The organism is Streptomyces sp. NPDC086835 (assembly GCF_044745705.1).
Lineage (GTDB): Bacteria > Actinomycetota > Actinomycetes > Streptomycetales > Streptomycetaceae > Streptomyces.
In genome coordinates this window covers 1-20,154 of the sequence record NZ_JBIVAU010000005.1, presented here as the reverse complement: position 1 = coordinate 20,154, position 20,154 = coordinate 1, and the positions used below count along the sequence as shown (strand labels likewise).

17 protein-coding genes and 1 pseudogene are annotated in these 20,154 nt (G+C 71.4%); 9 read left to right on the top strand and 9 right to left on the bottom strand.

Features of this window, described 5'->3' with window-relative positions; translation table 11 throughout:
- Positions 1 to 48 precede the first annotated feature (48 nt).
- From ACIPJI_RS17950 to ACIPJI_RS17930, 5 genes are read right to left on the bottom strand one after another with little or no spacing between them, the layout of a single operon-like run.
- Positions 49 to 1,065 (bottom strand): ABC transporter ATP-binding protein, encoded by a 1,017-nt coding sequence (locus ACIPJI_RS17950; protein WP_402247222.1) that lies wholly within the window; start codon positions 1,063 to 1,065, stop codon positions 49 to 51.
- On the bottom strand, positions 1,062 to 2,090 hold the full coding sequence (locus ACIPJI_RS17945) for an ABC transporter ATP-binding protein (protein ID WP_402247220.1): 1,029 nt from the start codon (positions 2,088 to 2,090) through the stop codon (positions 1,062 to 1,064). The genes ACIPJI_RS17950 and ACIPJI_RS17945 overlap by 4 nt, the downstream gene beginning before the upstream one ends.
- Entirely contained in the window at positions 2,090 to 3,076 is a 987-nt protein-coding gene (locus ACIPJI_RS17940; RefSeq protein ID WP_307709377.1) for an ABC transporter permease, read from the bottom strand. The genes ACIPJI_RS17945 and ACIPJI_RS17940 overlap by 1 nt, the downstream gene beginning before the upstream one ends.
- Positions 3,073 to 4,002: an ABC transporter permease gene (locus ACIPJI_RS17935; protein WP_402247218.1), complete on the bottom strand. Its 930-nt coding sequence runs from the start codon at positions 4,000 to 4,002 to the stop codon at positions 3,073 to 3,075. The genes ACIPJI_RS17940 and ACIPJI_RS17935 overlap by 4 nt, the downstream gene beginning before the upstream one ends.
- Before the next feature lie 12 nt (positions 4,003 to 4,014).
- A complete protein-coding gene (locus tag ACIPJI_RS17930; RefSeq protein WP_402247215.1) occupies positions 4,015 to 5,763 on the bottom strand; it encodes an ABC transporter substrate-binding protein in 1,749 nt (582 codons plus the stop codon).
- Positions 5,764 to 5,874: 111 nt separating this feature from the next.
- On the opposite strand from ACIPJI_RS17930, the gene ACIPJI_RS17925 reads away from it, so the two are divergent.
- The 7 genes from ACIPJI_RS17925 (at position 5,875) to ACIPJI_RS17895 (ending at position 13,355) form a co-directional block, all read left to right on the top strand.
- A complete protein-coding gene (locus ACIPJI_RS17925) occupies positions 5,875 to 7,248 on the top strand; it encodes an aminopeptidase P family protein (RefSeq protein ID WP_402247212.1) in 1,374 nt (457 codons plus the stop codon).
- A 74-nt stretch (positions 7,249 to 7,322) separates the two neighbouring features.
- On the top strand, positions 7,323 to 8,504 hold the full coding sequence (locus ACIPJI_RS17920) for an NAD(P)/FAD-dependent oxidoreductase (protein ID WP_402247209.1): 1,182 nt from the start codon (positions 7,323 to 7,325) through the stop codon (positions 8,502 to 8,504).
- 30 nt (positions 8,505 to 8,534) lie between these two features.
- Complete coding sequence (locus ACIPJI_RS17915; protein ID WP_307709382.1) at positions 8,535 to 8,858, top strand: (2Fe-2S)-binding protein; 324 nt, start codon at positions 8,535 to 8,537, stop codon at positions 8,856 to 8,858.
- A complete protein-coding gene (locus ACIPJI_RS17910; RefSeq protein WP_402247207.1) occupies positions 8,839 to 10,386 on the top strand; it encodes an NAD(P)/FAD-dependent oxidoreductase in 1,548 nt (515 codons plus the stop codon). Before ACIPJI_RS17915 ends, ACIPJI_RS17910 begins: the two co-directional genes overlap by 20 nt.
- A 67-nt stretch (positions 10,387 to 10,453) precedes the next feature.
- Positions 10,454 to 11,374: a dihydrodipicolinate synthase family protein gene (locus ACIPJI_RS17905; protein WP_356619897.1), complete on the top strand. Its 921-nt coding sequence runs from the start codon at positions 10,454 to 10,456 to the stop codon at positions 11,372 to 11,374.
- A 30-nt stretch (positions 11,375 to 11,404) separates the two neighbouring features.
- Positions 11,405 to 12,409 carry a proline racemase family protein gene (locus tag ACIPJI_RS17900; RefSeq protein ID WP_402247205.1) on the top strand — a complete coding sequence of 335 codons (1,005 nt, stop codon included), beginning with the start codon at positions 11,405 to 11,407 and terminating at the stop codon, positions 12,407 to 12,409.
- A 220-nt stretch (positions 12,410 to 12,629) separates the two neighbouring features.
- Positions 12,630 to 13,355 (top strand): GntR family transcriptional regulator, encoded by a 726-nt coding sequence (locus ACIPJI_RS17895; RefSeq protein WP_307709386.1) that lies wholly within the window; start codon positions 12,630 to 12,632, stop codon positions 13,353 to 13,355.
- Between the two features lie 166 nt (positions 13,356 to 13,521).
- Here ACIPJI_RS17895 and ACIPJI_RS17890 read toward each other — a convergent pair whose 3' ends face one another.
- Entirely contained in the window at positions 13,522 to 13,785 is a 264-nt protein-coding gene (locus ACIPJI_RS17890) for a GlsB/YeaQ/YmgE family stress response membrane protein (protein ID WP_189464586.1), read from the bottom strand.
- Between the two features lie 135 nt (positions 13,786 to 13,920).
- On the opposite strand from ACIPJI_RS17890, the gene ACIPJI_RS17885 reads away from it, so the two are divergent.
- Complete coding sequence (locus ACIPJI_RS17885) at positions 13,921 to 15,807, top strand: endoglycosylceramidase (protein WP_402247203.1); 1,887 nt, start codon at positions 13,921 to 13,923, stop codon at positions 15,805 to 15,807.
- A 99-nt stretch (positions 15,808 to 15,906) separates the two neighbouring features.
- Positions 15,907 to 16,431: pseudogene (locus ACIPJI_RS17880) on the top strand (GNAT family N-acetyltransferase); the annotation flags it as partial.
- A gap of 513 nt (positions 16,432 to 16,944) precedes the next feature.
- On the opposite strand, the gene ACIPJI_RS17875 reads toward ACIPJI_RS17880, so the two are convergent.
- The 3 genes from ACIPJI_RS17875 to ACIPJI_RS17865 all read right to left on the bottom strand — a co-directional run bounded on the left by ACIPJI_RS17875 (position 16,945) and on the right by ACIPJI_RS17865 (position 19,886).
- Complete coding sequence (locus ACIPJI_RS17875; protein ID WP_356619888.1) at positions 16,945 to 18,162, bottom strand: glycosyltransferase; 1,218 nt, start codon at positions 18,160 to 18,162, stop codon at positions 16,945 to 16,947.
- 94 nt (positions 18,163 to 18,256) lie between these two features.
- Positions 18,257 to 18,853, bottom strand: coding sequence for a dihydrofolate reductase family protein (locus ACIPJI_RS17870; protein ID WP_356619886.1), 597 nt, complete (start codon positions 18,851 to 18,853; stop codon positions 18,257 to 18,259).
- 424 nt (positions 18,854 to 19,277) lie between these two features.
- On the bottom strand, positions 19,278 to 19,886 hold the full coding sequence (locus ACIPJI_RS17865; protein ID WP_402247201.1) for a hypothetical protein: 609 nt from the start codon (positions 19,884 to 19,886) through the stop codon (positions 19,278 to 19,280).
- Positions 19,887 to 20,154 lie beyond the last annotated feature (268 nt).

Genomic DNA, 20,154 nt, shown 5'->3' with positions numbered 1-20,154 from the left:
ATGGCACTGTAAAGAGCTGTGCACCGCCGATCGCGGTTCGCGCCCCGGTCAGGGGGTCTCGGGGAAGTGGCAGGCCACCTGACGGACCTCGCCGGCCGCCGGAGGCCCGAGCTCCGGCGTCTCCGTCCGGCAGATCTGCCGCGCCTTCGGGCAGCGGGGGTGGAAGGTGCAGCCCGGCGGGGGAGAGGCCGGACTCGGCGGATCGCCGAGCAGCGTGATCCGCTCGCGGGCCCGCTCACGCACCGGGTCGGGCAGCGGTACGGCGGACAGCAGGGACCGCGTATAGGGGTGGGCCGGGGCGTCGTACACCCGCTCCTTGGGGCCGATCTCGACGATGCGGCCCAGATACATCACCGCGACCCGGTCGCACACCCGCTTGACCACCGAGAGGTCGTGGGCGATGAAGAGGTGGGCGAAGGAGAGCTCCCGCTGAAGACGTCCCATCAGATTGACGATCTGCGCCTGTACGGAGACGTCGAGGGCCGAGACCGGCTCGTCCGCGACGATCAGGCGCGGGCCCGTGGCCAGCGCGCGGGCGATGCCGATGCGCTGCGCCTGCCCGCCGGAGAACTCGTGCGGACAGCGGTCGATGTGCTCGGGAATGAGCCCGACGAGCTCCATCAGCTCGGCGGCCCTGCGGCGCGCTTCGGCGGCCGTACGGCCCTGCACGAGTAGGGGTTCGGCGATGATCCGGGCCACGGTCCGGCGCGGGTTGAGGGAGGAGTGCGGATCCTGGAACACCATCTGGATCTCCTGCCGCAGCGGCCTCAGCTCGCGCTGGGAGAGATGACTGATGTCGCGACCGTCGTACGTGACCGAGCCGCCGGTCGGCTCCAGAAGCCGCACGATCATCCTGCCCGTGGTGGACTTTCCGCAGCCGGATTCCCCCACCAGGCCGAGGGTCTCGCCCCTCGCCACATCGAAGCCGACGTTGTCGACGGCCCGCACGGGCCCGGCCGAGCGGCCCCGCCCGCCGGGGAACGTCATGGTCAGATCCCGTACGGACAGCAGAGGTCCGTGAACGGGCCGTGCGGGGCCCGGACGTGTCGTGTCGTCGTTCGTCATGGGGTGGCCTCACTGGACGGGGCGTACGGGGCCGCGTCGGGTCCGAGTGGAAGATGGCAGGCGACCATGTGCCCGGCGACAGCGACCGGGCCGGGTTCGACGAGCTCGCATCGCTGCCGCGCCTCGGCGCCGGCCGAGGCGGCCCGTCCGCAGCGCGGCGCGAACGCGCACCCGGGCGCCGGGGCGAGAAGCGACGGCGGGCTGCCGGGGATCGCCCGCAACGGGGCGTCGTCGGCGTCGTCGAGCCGGGGCAGGGAGTCGAGCAGGCCCCGTGTGTAGGGGTGGGCGGGAGCGGCGAACACCGCCTCCACCGACGCCTGTTCGGCCGCCCTTCCGCCGTACATGACCAGGACCTCGTGGGCGACGCGTGCCACGACGCCGAGGTCATGGGTGATCAGGACGACGGCGAGGTCGCGCTCCTGCTGGATCCGGTCGATCAGTTCCAGGATCTGGGCCTGCACGGTGACGTCCAGAGCGGTGGTCGGCTCGTCCGCGATCAGCAGGTCCGGCTCGCAGGCCAGCGCCATGGCGATCATCACCCGCTGGCGCATGCCACCGGAGAACCGGTGCGGGTACTCCCCGGCCCGGCGCCGCGGTTCCGGAATCCCGACCTCGGCGAGCATCTCGACGGCGCGCCGCCGGGAGGCCGCGCGGCGGGACCCGAAGTGGACCCGGTGGTGCTCGGCTATCTGCTCGCCCACCGTGTAGTACGGGTGCAGGCTGGAGAGCGGGTCCTGGAAGATCATCGCCATCTTCCGGCCGCGCAGCCGGTTCAGGTCGCGCTCGGCGAGGCCGACCAGTTCCCGGCCCTCCAGGGTGATGGAGCCGCCGACGTCGGCGCCGCTGTGCAGGCCCATCACGGCCATCGAGGTGACGGACTTGCCGGAGCCGGACTCGCCGACGATGCCGAGGGTCCGTCCGCGTTCGACGTCGAAGGAGAGAGAATCGACCGCGCGCACCGGGCCGCCGTCGGTCGCAAAGGTGACGGTCAGGTCCCGGACGGACAGCAGGGGTTCGACAGCCATCACAGCCTCACTCGCGGGTCGACGACGGCGTAGAGCAGGTCGACGGCCAGATTGGCGACGACGATGAAGGCGGCCGCGAGCAGGGTCACGCCCAGGATCACCGGCTGGTCGCCGGCGGACAGGGCCCCGTAGAACAGCCGCCCGACGCCCGGGAGTCCGAAGATGGACTCGGTGATCACCGCGCCGGCGAGCAGCCCGCCGAGGTCCATGCCGAAGAGGGTCAGGACCGGCGTCATGCCGGCGCGCAGGCCGTGCTTGACGACGACGGTGCGGCGCGGCAGGCCCTTGGCGCGGGCGGTGCGGATGTACGGCTCCGCCATCGTCTCGATCATCGAACTCCGGCTCTGGCGCGCGTACATGGCCGCGTACAGAACGGCGAGTGCCAGCCAGGGCAGCAGCAGGTTCGACGCCCAGCGTCCCGGGTCGTCGCCGAAGGGTACGTACTGGGGGTAGGGGAGCAGACCTGCCACCCGGACGACGCCGTAGATCAGCATCATCGCCGTGAAGTAGACCGGCAACGAGGCCGCGCCGACCGCGCCGACCATCAGGACGCGGTCCGTGAGCGTGCCCCTGCGCAGGGCCGCGACCGTGCCGGCGCTCAGACCGAGCGTCAGCCACAGCACCGCGGCGCCGACCGCGAGCGAGGCGGAGACGGGAAGGCGGTCCGTCAGCAGGTCCCAGACGGCCTCGCTGTTCTCGTACGAGTAGCCGAGGCAGGGGAAGCGGCAGTGCAGGGCGTACTGGCCGCTGCCCACCGTGCGGCCGGTGAAGATGCCGCTGACGAAGTCCCAGAACTGCCGCCACAACGGCTCATCGAGCCCCATGTGGGCGCGGATCGCGGCCAGCCGCTCGGCGCTGCACGCCTTTCCGCAGGCCGCGGCCGCGGGGTCGGAGGGCAGGACGTAGAAGATGGTGAAGGTGACGGCGGCCACGGCGGTCAGTACGCCGATGACGGCGGCCAGCCGCCGCAGCGTGTAGCGGATCATGCGCGGCCGCTCCTCGGGTCGAGGACGTCCCTCAGGGCGTCGCCGAGCAGGGTGAACGCCAGCACGGTCAGGAACAGGCAGGTGCTCGGGACGATGAAGTACATGGGGTCCGTGTCGTAGAAGGAGACACTTTCGGCGATCATCTGGCCCCAGGACGGCGTGGGCGGACGGACGCCGACGCCCAGATAGCTCAGGGCCGCCTCGGTGGCGATCATCCCGGGGATGATCAGGGTGGTGTACGCGATGACGGGTCCCGCCACACCCGGCAGGATCTCGCCGGTGAGAATGCGCCAGGGTCCGGCGCCGCCGACGCGGGCGGCGTCGACGTACTCGCGGTGCTTGAGCGAGAGCGTCTGCCCGCGCACGACGCGGGCGAGTCCGGGCCAGCCGAAGAGGCCGATGACCGCGGTCAGCAGCACGATCCGGTCGACGTCGCGGGCCACGGACATCATCGCGATCATGAAGATGAGGGACGGGAAGGACATGGTCAGGTCCATCAGCCGGGAGAGCAGGGCGTCGGTGGTACCGCCGAAGTAGCCGGCCGCGGTGCCGGCCGCGACACCCGTGACGACCACGACGGCGGTGGCGGCGAAGGCGATGAGCAGCGAGACCCGGGCACCGTGCACGACGCGGGCGAACAGGTCCCGGCCGGTGACGGGCTCGACACCGAGCCAGTGCTCGGCCGAGACGCCGCCGAGCGGTCCGAGGGGCTGTCCGCCGAGATAGGGGTCGACGGCGCTCCTGTCGAACTCCTCGGGGCCCCAGCCGCCCAGTGCGCTGAGCAGGGGGGCGGCCACCGCCATGAAGACGAAGAGGGCCACCACGGCGAGGGAGATTTTCACGGAGGTCCGGCGGCGCAGTTCCGCACGGGCGAGCTGCCAGGGCCCGCTGCCCGGGGGCGCGGTCCGGGTGTCGGTGGCTTCCATGGCGGCCGGTCCTCAGCGGCCGCTTCGGGAGGGATCCTTGAGGCCGACGGTGGCGTAGTCGATCTGGCCTCCGAAGGAGGTGTGGCCGAAGGCGCCCGCGATGTTGGTGCCGAGCAGCAGCGGCATGCGCTCGATGACGGCGGGTGCGGTGGGGGCCTTGGCGAGGATCCGGCCGTCCAGGTCCTGCCAGGCCTTGGCGGCCTGTCGGGCGTCGGTCAGGGCGGCGATCTCGTCCATCCGGTTCATGGTCGCCCGGTCGCGGAAGAGCGAGTGGTTGCCGGAGTTGCCCTTCTCCTTGATGTAGCGGCCGTCGAAGACGAAGGGCAGGAAGGTGGAGCCCGACGGATAGTCCGGGCACCAGCCCGTGTAGACGAGGTCGGTGCGGTTCCCGGTGTCGCCGATGCTGTCGTAGAAGGCGGACGGGTCGACGGTCTCGATGGTGACCTTGATCCCGGCCCGGCCGAGCGACTGCTGGATGGCCTCGCCCACGCCCTTGTCGCCGGCTGAGACGGTGATGGCGGTGGCGAAGCCGTCCGGGTGGCCTGCCTCCTTCAGAAGCTGCTTCGCCCTCGCGACGTCACCGGTGAGGGGTATCTTCAGGGTGTCGGGCTGCTTGCCGCCGAAGAGGGAGCCCGGCATGAGGGCCGTGGCCGGGTCGCCCACCGCCGGACCGCCCGACGCGGTCAGGACGGCCTCGCGGTCGAGGGCGTACTGCACGGCCTGACGCACCTTCACCTGATCGAAGGGCGCACGGCCCGTGTGCATCTGGAGCATCTCGGTGCAGTTGGTCGACTCGGCGAGCAGCCGTTTTCTGACGTCGGTCTCGGTGAGCACCTTGGCGATGCTCTCCGGGCGCAGCTTCCCCCAGGGAACGGCGGAGGCGTCGGCGCCGGAGGAGGCGATGAGGCGGTCGTCGATCTGGTTGCCCTTCAGACCCATCGTCACGACGATCCTGTCCGGGTACGCCTTGCGCACGGTGTCGGATTCCGGGTCCCAGTGAGGATTGCGGACCAGCACCAGCTGCTTGTCCCTGGCGTACGTCTCGATCCTGTACGGGCCCGAGGAGAAGGGGCGGTTGTCGTACCGGGGGCCCTTGTCCCGTGCCTTCGGGACCGGGGCGAAGGTCGGCAGCACGGTGGCGTAGGGGAACTCGGCGAAGGGCTTGCGCAGTTCGAACGTGATCGTGTGGTCGTCGGGCACCTTGACGGAGTCGAGGTGCTTGCCCTGGGCCGGGCCCTGGTAGCCCTCGGCGCCGGCGAGGTAGCGGGCCGCGTAGTCGGGACCGCCGGGCAGATCGGGTGAGAAGGACCGCTCCACGTTGTACTTGATGTCGTGGGCGGTGATGGGAGACCCGTCCTCGTACTTCAGCCCCTTCTTGAGCCTGAACGTCCAGGTCCTGGCCCCGTTGGAGGAGATGCCGAGGTCCTCCGCCAGGTCGGGTGCCAGCCTCCCGCCGGCGGCGCCCGGCTCGGCCCGGTACGTCACGAGGGTGCGGTAGAGCAACCGGGTGCCGAAGTCCATGTCGCCCATGACCCAGTTGCGGGCGGGGTCGAGGTGGGTGAAGTCCTGGTTGGACAGGACGGTGAGGGTGCCGCCCTTCACGGGGGTGCCGCCTATGACAGCGCCCTGGTTGGCGAGGACGGGGTTCTTGCCGCGGCCTCTGCCGTCCGTGGAGTACGTGTCGCCGGAGCAGCCCGCTGCGCCGAGGGCCAGGGTCGCCACCAGCGAGGAGGCGAGGGCGGTACAGGTGCGCTTGTTCATCAGTGGTCACTCCGTGAACAGTCGGACAGCCCGAGCGGCTGGGATGTGACCGGTAACATAGTAATGTGAAATTGTACTGCACAAGAGGCGTGCGCGAATCAGGGAGGAAGCATGAAGGAATCCGTGGTCGGCGCCCACCGGACGGTCAGTCACGACCTGCCGGTGTCCGCAGAGTTGGAGCAGTTCATGACGGGGGAATGGGTGACGTCCCCGCCCCCCGGCCCCGTCCGGCTTCCCGTCGCCCGTCTCACGCCCGCCCGCCGCAGCCGGTTGTCGGCCCGCTTCCCCGGTGAGCGGTTGATCGTCCCCGCCGGGGAGCTCAGGGTCCGGTCGAACGACTGCGACCACCGCTTCCGGCCGCACAGCGCGTACGCCTGGCTCACCGGCCTGACCGGCGAGGAGCAGGCCGGGCATGTGCTGGTCATGGAGCCGGACGGGCCGCACGGGCACGAGCCGGTGCTGTACGTGCGGCCGCGCTCACCGCGCACCGACGACGGCTTCTACCGGGACCGCCGCTACGGCGAGTTCTGGGTCGGCCGGCGCCCCGACCTCGCGGAGGCCGAGCGCATGACCGGAATCCGCTGTGCCGATCTGGCGGCGCAGCGGGCACTGCCGCCGGGCCGGAACGCCTCCACGGACGCAGAACTCGCCTCGGTTCTCAGCGAGTTGCGGCTCGTGAAGGACGCCTGGGAGGTGCAGCAGCTCCAACTCGCCGTGGACCACACCACCGCGGGCTTCGAGGACGTCATGCGCTCCCTGCCGCGAGCCCTCGCCCATCCGCGTGGCGAGCGCTGGATCGAGGGCGTCTTCGGCCTGCGTGCCCGCGCCGAGGGCAACGGCACCGGCTACGAGACCATCGCCGCGGCCGGCGCCCACGCCTGCGTCCTGCACTGGACACGCAACGACGGCCCCCTTGACGCGCGACAACTGCTGCTCCTGGACGCGGGCGTGGAGACGGACAGCCTGTACACCGCGGACATCACGCGCACCGTCCCGCTCTCCGGGCGGTTCTCGCCCGTGCAGCGGCAGGTCTACGAACTCGTACTCGCCGCCCAGGACGCGGGCATCGCCGCGCTCAGGCCCGGGGCGCGATTCCGTGACTTCCACCGCGCCGCGATGCGGGTGATCGCGGAGGGGCTCACGGAGTGGGGCGTCCTTTCGAGCCCGGAGGGCGACTTCCACCGGCGGTACACCCTGTGCAGCAGCGGCCACATGCTCGGGCTCGATGTCCATGACTGCGCGCAGGCGCGGGCGGACGTCTATCTCGACGGCGTCCTGGAACAGGGGCAGGTGCTCACGGTCGAGCCCGGCCTCTACCTCCAGCCCGACGACGGGACGCTCCCGGCCGAACTGCGTGGGATCGGCGTGCGCATCGAGGACGATCTCGTCATCACGGCCGAGGGGGCGCGGCTGATGTCCGATGCGCTGCCGCGCACCCCGGACGCGGTCGAGGCGTGGATGGCGGCGCTGATGGAGGGGTGCTGATCAATCGTCAGGGTCCGAGGTCCGTCGACGACGGACCTCTTCCCACACGCAGTGCAATGTGAAATATTACAGCCGTGTCCACGAGGAACTCACCGGATCTCATCGTCGTCGGAGCGGGTGTGGTCGGTGCCGCCTGTGCCTACTACGCGGCCCGCTCCGGCCTCTCCGTCATCGTGATCGACCGCGGCCCCGTCGCGGGCGGCACCACGGGAGCCGGAGAGGGCAACCTCCTGGTCTCCGACAAGGAGCCCGGCCCCGAACTCGAACTGGCCCTGCTGTCCGCACGGTTGTGGCGCGAGCTGTCCGACGTGCTGCCGTCCCGTGTCGAGTACGAGGCGAAGGGCGGCCTGGTCGTCGCCTCCGGCGAGGCGTCCCTGACGGTCCTGCGTGACCTCGCCGCCCGGCAGGAGTGGGCGGGCGTGAAGAACCAGGAGGTCGCCGGCGACGGGCTCCGCGACCTGGAGCCCCACCTGTCCCCGGACCTGGCGGGCGGCTTCCATTATCCGCAGGACGCCCAGGTGCAGCCCGCACTCGCCGCGGCGCACCTGCTGCGCGCCGGGCAGGACTCCGGCCGGGTCCTCCTGCGGCTGGGGGAGGAGGTCACCGGCGTGCTCAAGAGCCGGAGCGGCGAGGTACGGGGCGTACGGACGGCGAGCGGTGATCTGCACGCCCCCTGGGTGGTGAACGCCGCCGGCACCTGGGGCGGGCGGCTCGCCGGGCTCGCGGGAGTGGACCTGCCGGTGCTTCCCCGCCGGGGATTCGTCCTCGTCACCGAGCCGCTGCCGCGCGTGGTGCGGCACAAGGTCTACACGGCGGACTACGTCGCCGATGTCGCCAGCGGCTCGGCGGCGCTCCAGACCTCCGCCGTCGTCGAGGGCACCCCGGCAGGCCCCGTCCTGATCGGCGCGAGCCGGGAACGGGTCGGCTTCGACCGCACCCTGTCGGTGGAGGCACTGCGCCGCCTCGCGGCCCAGGCGACCCGCCTGTTCCCGGTGCTCTCCCGGGTACGGGCGATACGGACGTACGCGGGATTCCGCCCCTACCTGCCGGACCATCTGCCCGCGATCGGACCCGACCCGCGCGTCCCCGGCCTGCTGCACGCCTGCGGGCACGAAGGCGCGGGGATAGGACTCGCCCCGGCCACCGGCATGATCGTCGCCCGGATCCTGTCCGGCGGCGAACTCCCCATGGACATCGCGCCGTTCAGACCGGACCGCTTCAAGCAGGCCTCGCCCGGAACGCCCCGGACACCTTGACACCCCGGACACCCAGGAAGGAGACGCACCATGGCGCGTGACCGCACCCCCGCCGAACTCGTCGGCGCGGCACCCGAACAGCCCTCGTTCGAGATCACCTTCGACGGGCGCCCGATCACCACCCTCCCCGGACAGTCCGTCGCCGCCGCCCTCTGGTCGGCCGGCGTCCTCGCCTGGCGCACCACGCGCCAGGGCGGCCGCCCGCGCGGAGCCTTCTGCGGCATCGGTCACTGCTACGACTGCCTCGCCACCATCAACGGGCGACCCAACAGGAGGGCCTGTCTCGTGCCCGCCCGTCCCGGGGACACGATCACCACTCAGGAAGGACACGGCCATGCCGAACTCGCCGTCTGACCGGGCGGCCGGCGACCCGTACGGCAGGGTGTACGACCTCGCGGTGATCGGAGCGGGCTGCGCGGGCCTCGCGGGCGCCGTCACCGCGTCCGAACGGGGGCTCTCGGTCGCACTGCTGGACACGGCGGGCCGGATCGGCGGCCAGTTCTACCGCCACCCCGACCCGGCCGTCGGCGCGGTGCGCCCGGAGGCCCTGCACCACGACTGGTCCGCCTTCGCCGGTCTGCGCCGCCGCCTCGAGGCCGGTGACGTCGTCCATCTCGCCGGTCACCACGTCTGGACCGTGGAGCGGCAGGACGGGGCGGACACGCGGTGGACGGTGCACGCGGTCACCGGAGCGGACGGCGACGGCGAGCACCCCGTGCGCGTACAGGCCCGCGCCGTCCTGCTCGCGACCGGCGCGTACGAACGCCAACTGCCCTTCCCCGGCTGGACGCTGCCGGGCGTCGTGGGTGCGGCAGGGGCGCAGGCGATGCTGAAGGCCGGACTCGTCCTGCCCGGCAGACGCGTCGTCGTCGCGGGCAGCGGCCCGCTGCTGCTCGCCGTCGCCGCCTCGCTCGCCACCGCCGGGGCGCGCGTGCCCGCGGTGGTGGAGGCAGCCGGCTACCTCGGATACGCGCGCCGGCCGGCCGTCCTCGCCGCCGACCCGCAGAAGCTCGCCGAGGCCGTGGTCCACGGTGCGGCCCTGCTGGGGCACGGCGTGCGGCTGCGTACCCGAAGCGCGGTGACCCAGGTCCACGGCACGGACCGGGTGGAGGCGGTCACCGTCTCCCGGGTCGACCGGGACTGGCGGCCCGTACGGGGGACGGGCCGCCGGATCGCCTGCGACGCCCTGGCGGTGGGGCACGGTCTCGTCCCGCAGATCGAACTCGCCACAAGCCTCGGGTGCGCCACGCGGCGGACGGAGGACGGGACGCATGCCCTGGCACTGGACGCATTTCAGCGGACCTCGGTGCCGGGACTGTGGGCGGCGGGCGAGACCGGTGGCATCGGCGGCGCCCAACTCGCCCGGGTGGAAGGCGAGATCGCGGGCATCGCGGTGGCCGCCCAGGTTCGCGGCGAGCCCGGACCGGCGCGTGACGGGCGGGTGCGGGAGCTTCGACGGAGGCGTGAGCGTCTGCGTGCCTTCGCCGGTGCCATGGCCGCCGTGCACGCGCCGGGGAGAGGCTGGGCCGAGTGGCTGGACGACGCGACGGAAGTGTGCCGCTGCGAGGAGGTGACGGCGGGCGCCGTCCGCGAGGCGGTCGACGCCTACGGCGCCCGTGACGCCCGCACGGTCAAGCTCCTCACCCGCGCGGGCATGGGCTGGTGCCAGGGCCGGACGTGCGGGGCGGCCGTGGCCTGCCTCGCGGCGGGAGAAGGCCACCTGTCCCCGCCGCCTTCTCCCGAGCGCCGGCCGCTCGCGGGGCCCGTGCCGCTGGGCGTGCTCGGAGCCCTCGACCCGAGCGAGCCGTCCGCCACCCCCGCCGGCCCGGCCGAACAGCCCGACACCGACCGTCCGGACGGCAACGCCGGACCCCGCGACTGAGGGACCCGCCCTCGCGCGTCCCGGCACGGCTCAACGACATGACACCCCTACAAAATGAGGTCCCCGCATGACCGCCACCCGAGCCACCCCCACCTGGACCACCGACCGCCCATGGCGCGGCATCATGGTCGCCACCGCTCTCCCCCTGCGCGACGACCTCTCCGTCGACCTCGACGCCTACGCCGAGCACGTTCGCCGACTCATCGACGAGGGCTGCGACGGCGTCGTGCCCAACGGCTCGCTCGGCGAGTACCAGACCCTCACCGACGACGAGCGTGCCCGTGTGGTCCGCACCGCCGTCGAGGCCGCGGGCGACGGCGCCCGCGTGATGCCCGGTGTCGCCGCCTACGGCAGCGCGGAGTCCCGCCGCTGGGCGGAACAGGCCGCAGAGGAGGGCTGCGGAAGCGTGCTGCTGCTGCCGCCGAACGCCTATCGCGCCGACGAGCGGGCGGTGCGCGCCCACTACGCGGAGGTCGCCCGCGTGGGGCTGCCCGTGGTGGGCTACAACAATCCCGTCGACACCAGGGTCGACCTCACCCCCGACCTCTTGGCCCGGCTGCACGGCGACGGCAGCATCGTGGCCGTCAAGGAGTTCAGCGGCGATGTACGCAGGGCCTACGAGATCGGTGAACTCGCCCCGGACCTCGATCTGCTGATCGGCGCGGACGACGTGCTGCTCGAACTCGCCCTCGCGGGTGCGGTCGGCTGGATCGCCGGCTATCCGAACGCCTTCCCCGCCACCTGCGCCGAGCTCTACCACGCCGCCGTCGCCGGTCAGCTCGACACCGCGGTGCCCCTCTACAAGTCTCTGCATCCGCTGCTGCGCTGGGACTCCAGGACCGAGTTCGTCCAGGCCATCAAGGTGTCCATGGACGTCGTCGGCCGTCGCGGCGGCCCCACCCGTCCGCCGCGCACGCCGCTGCCGGCCGCGGTGGGGGCCGCGGTGCGCGCGGCGACCGAGAAGGCCGTCGCCGACGGCCACCACTGACCCCGATCCGCTTCCCAGGAAGGGACGTTCGTGCGGACCCGTCATGTCTTCCACGCCGTCGACTCACACACCGAGGGCATGCCCACGCGCGTGATCACCGGAGGCGTCGGGGTGGTCCCCGGCGCCACGATGGCCGAGCGCAGGCTCCACTTCATCGAGCACCTGGACCATCTGCGCACGCTCCTGATGTACGAGCCGCGCGGTCACGCCTCGATGAGCGGCGCGATACTCCAGCCGCCGACCCGCCCCGACGCCGACTACGGCGTGCTGTACATCGAGGTCTCCGGCCTGCTGCCGATGTGCGGGCACGGCACCATCGGCGTGGCCACCGTCCTCGTCGAGACCGGCATGGTCACGGTCACCGAACCCGTCACCACCGTCCGCCTCGACACCCCCGCCGGGCTCGTCTCCGTCGACGTGCAGGTCGAGGACGGCGCGGCCAAGGCGGTCACGCTCACCAACGTCCCCGCCTTCTGTGTCGGCCTGGACCGCAAGGTGGACGTGCCGGGGTACGGGACGGTGACGTACGACCTCGCGTTCGGCGGGAACTTCTACGCCTTTGTCGAACTGGACTCGCTGGGGCTGCCGTTCGACCGGTCCCGCAAGGACGAACTGCTCGCGGCCGGCCTCGCCTTGATGGAGGCGATCAACGCGTCCCCGGACCGCCCCGTCCACCCGGAGCAAGGCGAGATCGCGGGGGTCAAGCACGTGTATCTCGCCGCCCCCGGCTCGGACGCGCACCGCTCACGCCATGCCATGGCCATCCACCCCGGTTGGTTCGACCGCTCACCGTGCGGCACCGGCACGTCCGCGCGCATGGCGCAGCTGCACGCTCGTGGCGCCTTGCCGCTGCACCGCGACTTCGTCAACGAGTCCTTCATCGGTACCGAGTTCACCGGACGTCTCGTGGCGGAGACCGAGGTCGGCGGGGTGCCGGCAGTCGTACCCCGTATCACCGGACGCGCCTGGATCACGGGCACCGCGCAGTACTTCCTCGACCCGGACGATCCCTTCCCCGCGGGATTCCTCCTGTGACCACCGCCGCGGCCAACACGACCCGGCCCATCCTTCCGACGTCCTCGCGCGGCTGCTCGACGGTCTCGGCACCTGCCTGTCCTTCAACGTCCCTTTTGCGCCGCACCGGTGCCCCCTCACGGGCCGCCCACCCATAGCCACCTGCGAAAACAACGTGACATTGTACGCTGGTGATCCTCTCTCGGCCACGAGGGCACAGGGCGAAGGGAACACCACCACCATGGGCCACCTGAAGCAGCGCAACCTCATCACCGCCAGGGAGCGGCTGCGTGACCAGGTCGCCCACGCCCTGCGCGCCGCGCTCATCTCCGGCGAACTGCGTCCCGGCGAGGTCTACTCGGCGCCGGGCCTCGCCGAGGACTTCGGGATCTCCGCGACACCGGTGCGCGAGGCGATGCTCGACCTGGCCCGGGAGGGCCTCGTCGAACCGGTCCGCAACAAGGGCTTCCGTGTCACCGAGGTCAACGAGCGCGATCTCGACCAGTACACCGAGATCCGCCTCCTGATCGAGGTCCCCATGGTCCGCCGCATCACCCGCAGCGCCTCCCGTGAAGACCTGGAGGCGCTGCGGCCGGTCGCCGAGGAGATCGTGCGCGCCGCGCGCGAGCACGACCTCATCGGTTACCTCGAGGCCGACCGCCGGTTCCATCTCTCCCTGCTCGCGCTCGCAGGCAACGACCGGCTCGTCGAGACCGTCGGCGATCTGCGCAAGCGTTCGCGGCTGTACGGGCTGACCGCACTGGACGAGCGGGACCAGCTGATCCCGTCCGCCGAGGAGCACATCGAGCTGCTCGACCTGATGGTGGCGGGTGACGCGAGGGGAGCCGAGAAGTGCATGGCCCGCCACCTCGGACATGTGCGCTCGCTCTGGGCCGAGGGCGCGCAGGAGAAGGAGCGGCAGTCCGCCGCGCGCGGTCCCAGAAGGCAGCTGGGCACGGCCCGCTGAGGCGCCCCGGTCCACCTGCGGACCGCCGGCCCCGCCCGGCTCTTCGCGGCCGGGTGACGCCCCCGGCCCCGAGTGTCCCGGCCGGGGGCGTCATGACCGAACGTCCCCCTGTTCACACGCGACCGCGCCGGCCCGCCTCCACACGGGCGACTTCAGGGGCTCGAGGTCAGCGAAGCGCCTTCACGCGGCTCAGCGCGGCCACGCCCACCGCGGCGAGTGCGATCTGGAACAGCCACTCGACCCAGTCGACGCCGTCGGTGTCGGCCACGCCGAACGCGGCGGCGAGAGCGGTGCCGAGGAAGGCCGCGGCGATCCCGACGACGATGGTCCACAGGACGCCGATGTGCTGCCGGCCGGGTACCACCAGCCGTCCGAGCACGCCGATCAGGGTGCCGATGAGGATCGCGCTGATGATGCCGGAAATCTCCATGACCGTACCCTTCCTGTTGTTCTGTGTCGTGAATACGGGTGCCCCCCATGGCCCGGGGCACGCCTGTTCCCTGGCGGGCGCGTCGGCAGCACCGGGCGTTGACAACCTGACGATCCGTCAGTCACGGTGTGGGGCATGGCGAAGATGCGTGCGCGTCTGCTCGTTCTCCTGGCCGCGGTTCTTGTGAGTGCCTCGCTGACGAGCGCCGAAGCGTCCCAGGCCACGGCCACCCCCGCCGACCGGCTGCCCGGCGCCCTCTGGTTCGACGAGCGGGCCGCCGCCGCCCTCACCGTCGAGGACGGCCGCTTCACCGACGGGCTCGGCCGCGAGGTCGTGCTGCGCGGCTACAACGTCTCCGGCGGGACCAAGCTCGACGAGAACGGCGGCCTGCCCTTCGCCTCCGTCGCCGACGCCGAGAAGTCGGCGGCCGCGATGCGCGGACTCGGCGGCGCCAACACCGCGAGGTTCCTGCTCTCCTGGGCGTACGCGGAACCGGTCCGCGGCCACGTCGACGAGCGTTACCTCGCCGCCGCCACCGAGCAGCTGCGCGCCTTCCTCCGGGCCGGGATCCGCGTCTATCCCGACTTCCACCAGGACCTCTACTCCCGCCACCTCTTCCACCAGGACAGCTGGTACACCGGCGACGGAGCCCCCGCCTGGGCCGTGGCGCAGGGGAACTACCCGCGTGAATCCTGCGGAGTCTGCTTGTTCTGGGGCCAGAACATCACGCAGAACAAGGCCGTCACCCAGGCTACGTACGACTTCTGGCACAACAGGGGCGGCGTCCAGGACGCCTTCCTCACCACCGCCCGGTCGGTGATGGAGTACCTCGCCGAGCATCTCACCCCCGGCGAGTTCGCGGGCATCGCCGGATTCGACCCGTACAACGAACCGCACGCGGGGACCTACGATCCGGGCCAGAGCAGCCGCGCCTGGGAAGGGGACGTGCTCTGGCCGTTCTACGAGAAGTTCCGCGCCCGGATGGACGAGGCGGGCTGGCGCGACAAACCCGCCTTCGTCGAACCCAACCTCTTCTGGAACGCCAATCTCGACTTCCAGCGGCAGGAAGGCGGCCTCCTGGACGCCGGCTCCGCCCTCGGCCCCCGCTATGTCTTCAACACACACTTCTACGACCAGAAGGCCATCTCCGGCGTCTTCATGTGGGGCAAGGCGAAGAACGGCCAGTACGCGGGCGACTTCGCCACGGTCCGCGACCGGGCGGCCGGCGCCGGTACGGCGGGCATCGTCAGCGAGTTCGGCCACCCACTGGCGGGGGCGGTCGCCGACAAGGCCCCGAGCGTGCTGAAGGCGATGTACCAGGCCCTCGACTCACGGCTGCCGGGCGGTACTTGGTGGTCGCGGCCGCAGGACTCCGGCCACGTCCTCTCGGGTACGCAGTGGCAGTGGGACATCTACAACGGCCGCCACCACGAGCTCATGAACGGCAACCCCGACAAGGTCCTGACCGAGGGCGACGCCTGGAACGACGAGGACCTGTCCGCCGTCCGCCTCGACGACTCGGGCGCCGCCGTGCTCCGCCAGGACGCACGGCTCCTCGACCGCCTCTATCCGAGCGCGACGGCGGGCCGCGTCGTCGGATTCAGCTACGAGGACCGCTCCCGCGACGGCTCCACCACGCTCACCTGGAACCCGGTCCCGGCCTCGATGCCACGCCTCGCGGAGCTGGTCGGCACCGGCCGGTACGGGGTGCTGCTGTGGCGCCCGGACGGCACGTCCGCCCCGACGGAGCTCCACCTCCCGGCGTCGTTCGACCCGGCCCGTACGACGGTCGTCTCCGACCTGGGGGCGCTGCACGGCCTGCCCTCGTACGAACCCGGCACGCCGGTGGCGGTGGCCCCCGAACCGGGCGGCACGGGCAGCCGTCGCCTCCTGCTCTCGTCGCAGGGCGGCGACCGGGGCCTCCACGTCGCCCTGGTGACGGACGGCGCGACGGCGCCCTCCGGCGACCTGCTGCGGGCGGCACGTGCGGAACTGACGCAGTGGGCCGGTCGGGCGGGCTGAGTCGGGCATCGGGACGTTCGGCCGGGACGGCGGCGGTACGGCGGCGGGTGGCCCGGAACCGGGACGCGTACGAGCGGCGACGGTGGGTATTTTGTGTCGATGAATTCGGCACGTGCGGAAGCAGAACGGGCGGATTCGGAACCGACGGGCGGCGTGCGGGCGGACGGCGTACCGACGGGCGGGGTACCGGCCGGCTCGGGGCGGGACGACGCGGTACGCGTCAGGCTCATGAGGGAAGACGACCTCCCGTCGGCGGAGCGCGCCTCGGGGATCGTCTTCCTCGAAGGCGACAGAAGCACCCGCAGGGTCGGCGACCCGGAGCCGGAACCGCGTTCCGCCGCCGCGTCCGCACAGTGGATCGACCGTATGCGTCACTTCCTGAACGTGGACCCGGGAGGCTGCTGGGCAGCGGTCGAGGGCGACGGCGAGGAGGTGGTCGTCGGGTTCGCGATGTCGCAGAACCGCGACCGGCTCTGGTACCTGGCCACCTACGGCGTGCTGCCGGGGCGTCAGGGCTCCGGCATCGGCAAGCGGCTGATGGACGCCGTCCTGGCCCACGCCGACGGCCGTCAGGGCATCTTCTCCTCCACCGTGCACGCCGCTGCGACCCGCCGGTACCGGATGGCGGGCTTCTCGCTGCACCCGCAGATGCGCATGGTGGGAACGGTCGACCGTGCCACCCTCCCCGCCACCGCCACCGCGGCCGTCGCCGGGCTCGCTGAGGGGCATGCCGGCGACCTGGAGTGGATGGACCGGCTGGACCAGGACCTGCGCGGCGCCGGCCACGGCCCCGACCACGTCTACCTGATCGACACCCTGCGGCTCGTCGTCTCCCGGGCGAACGGCCGCCCGGGCTATGTCTACATCGACGACCGGGGCCGGGCGGCCCTGCTGGCCGCCGCGCATCCACAGACCGCGCAGCACCTGCTGTGGGAGGCGCTGGCGTCCGCGAAGGACTACGATCGGTCGGCGGCCGGTTGGCTTCCTCGCCGGTGCTCCGAGGGCGGGTGGCTGTCGCGAAACTCCGCGAAGGACCCAGCCTCTTCAGACCCACCGGGTAGGCGGTTCAACCCGGCGCGGGCACTTTCCCTGGCAGGACGAGTCCGCGCGGTTCGCGCGGACTCGTCCCGACCCTTCTCAGCTGACGGCGTCGAGCAGCAGCTTCGCGGCCGTCATCGCCCCGTCGGTGCGGACCGTGCCGGCCACAGCCTTCGCCCGGGCGCCGGTTTCGGGGGCCAGGGCCGTCTTGAGCGCGTTCGACAGGGACTCGACGGTCGGCACGGGACCGTCGTGGGCTACGCCGATGCCCAGCTCGGCCACCCGACCGGCCCAGTACGGCTGGTCCGCCAACTGGGGCACCACCACCTGGGGAGCGCCGGCCCGAGCGGCCGTCGTGGTCGTACCCGCGCCACCGTGGTGCACGACGGTGGCCACCCGCCCGAACAACTGCTGGTGGTTGACCTCGCCGACGGCGAAGCAGTCGTCCCGGTCGTCGACGAGGCCCAGATCCGCCCAGCCACGCCCGACGAGTACCCGGCGGCCGTTCGCGCGCACCGCCTCGATAGCCACCCGGGCCGCGTCTTCCCCTGCGCGCACGGCCATGCTGCCGAAGCCCACGTACACAGGTGGCGCGCCGGCATCCAGGAAGGCCACCAGCTCCGCCGGGAGCGGCCGCTCATCGGGCAGCGTCCACGCGCCGGTCTGTACGACGTCGAGGTCCGGCGTCTCCAGCCACGGGTCCAGCACCGGGTCCGTCGCCAGCCACGGCCGGTCACCGAAGGCGTAGTCACGGACGTTGTCCACCGCGGGCAGGCCGATAGACGCCCGGTTGGTGTTGAGCGCCTCACCGAACAGCGCATTGATGCTCTGGGCGTCCAGGTCCCACAGTGCCCGGTTGTCGGTCACCTCCGGCGGGAACGACCGCCCCGGGTACGCCAGCGGCGGGCGCTGCGGCGAGGGCAGGGTCAGCTGCTGGAAGATCGCGGATACGTACCCGATGCCCAGCTTCTCGGCCACCGACCGCGCCCCGGCGATGGCCGGCATCGCGCCCGTCGCCACCAGCACGTCGCACCCCTCGGCCGCCGCGGGTATGACCTGCAACTGACCGGCTATCAATTCCGCCGCGCGCTGCGGCAGATTGGTCTTCGACGGCGGCGGCGCCGCAGTCGTCAGCGCGCGTGCCGACTGCCCGACGCCCACCATGGACACGCCGACCCCGGCCAGCCGCTCCGCGAAGTCCTCGTCCGGTGGCGCACACACCCGCACCTCCGCGCCGAGTTCCCGCAACCGCACGGCCAGCCCCACCAGCGGTTCGACGTCCCCACGCGACCCATAGGTCGACAACAGCACACGCACTTCGTGAATCTCCCGTTTTCTTGGTTTCTTGGCCAGGCCGACCCATCCCGGGTACGGCCGGGTTCTGCCACGCGCCACGCGTGGCAGAGAGCGCTCAGCTGCTGGCGCGCGCGTAGGTGAGGAACACCGCGCCGCTCTTGAGAACGGTGTGGTCCTGGAGTGTCCAGGTGCGCGGGTCGAAGACGGCCTTGTGGGAGAACAGCGGGATCCCCTCGCCGATGGTCAGCGGGCCGACCTTGAGGATCAGCGTGTCGATCTCGGCGTACAGGGAGCCCGCAAGCTCGGCGCCGCCGAGTAGCCAGATGTCCTTGCCGGCCTGCTGCTTGAGCTCGCGCACGGTGGCCACCGGGTCGTCGGCGACCAGTTCGACGGCCGGGTCCGGGCTCTCGGTCAGTGTCCGGGAAAATACCAGGTGACGCAGGTGGGGGTAGGCGTCGGTGAGACCGGCCGCAAGACCGATCTCGTAGCTGCGCCGCCCCTCGAGCACAGTGTCGAAGTGCGTGCCCTCCGCCGTGACGGACAGTGCCTGCCGAGCCTGGACGGGCAGCGTCTCCGGGTACTCGGACACGAGGTGCTGGATGTAGTCCTCCGGTATGGGCCAGAAGCCGTTCGGACCGGTGGGGTCACTGCCGTCCGGGCCCGCGATGAAGCCATCGAGGGTGGTGGCGATGTAATAGGTCAGCTTTCGCATCGACTGTCGATTCTGTGAGAAGGATGAGGTTGCGGGTCGGACTGCGGGCACGTCAAGTTGGAATGCGCGCGTGCGCGCCGTAGGAGCGGACGCCCAACTCCCGTTCCACCGCGAGCATATGGACGTTGCTCTCGCCGCAGGACCGCGACCCCGACTGTGACGCCGTCCGCCCCGGTGGCCGGCCGGGCAGCCGACGGCTGTCCTGAGCGGGTCCGGAGCTGGACTTGGATCAGCCCGAGGGCCGACGCCGGCACTCCGGGCAGGTCGTGGGCCCTCGAGGCGACGACGACCTGTCCCACGTCACGGGCAAGGATCGGGTCGTACAGGTCGATCAAAGGCCGGGACGCCTTCGCCACCCACCGCAGAGCCAACCGGTCCTGCGGCGCGCAGCATCAGGGCATCCGGCTCGGCAACCGACGAACGCTCAAGGCTCAGATGAGAACACCTCCATGGGATCGCCGATCGCGGAGAAGTAGGAACCTTCTCGATGTAGGGCAGACACGCGCAATTGTCTTCCGGGCAGCAGCACGAGCAGGATGAGCGGCGATCTCACGTCCATGCTTGCCTGCCCGCCTGGCGTCGCGGAGCCTTGCGAATGGTCCTCGATCTCAATGCGATCAGCGTCTTCGCCGACCAGAACTGTCAGCGCGCGTACGGGCTCGTATCCGTCCTCGGCCTCGCGACGGCCCGTATGGAGAAGCGCCTCAGACTCGGACACCACCGCAAGAGAGGAGCCACCTGGAACATTCTTGAGCGCCTCAGACATCTGGGGGGCGAGTCCCAAAATGGATCCGCTGACGTGCTCGCAGCTCAGCCAATCGCCATCGTCGTTCCGCATGGAGTAATAGAGCTCCTCAGAGACGAAGCCATCACCACGTCGGTGGACGACAAGCACGAATCCGAGGGAACCGTCGATCCAGACATCGGCGACGACAGGTTGTCCTTCTACGAGTGACGGGAGCAGGTTGTGTCGGGATCCGGGCCGCAGTTGGGAGGCGCCGGCCCGCAGTGCATCCAGTGCGATGTCCGCCATGCTTTGTCTCATTACTCTGAGCGTTCCTTAATTGAGCTTGCGCTTCGGAGTGCGCATTATCAGCAGGCCTATACGGTTGTGCAGTGGGGCGCCCCACAAGGAGGGCGCCACACTGCACAATGTCCGGGCCCTCAAAGGGGGCTCACACCGGACCTTCGCCGGTCGACCGTGCACGTCCGGGCAGCAAGCACCTCCTAATGCTGTTGTCAAGCCGCCGCGGTGACGGAGAGTTGATGTTGGAAGCGCTGTCCGTCACGGATGAGAGCCC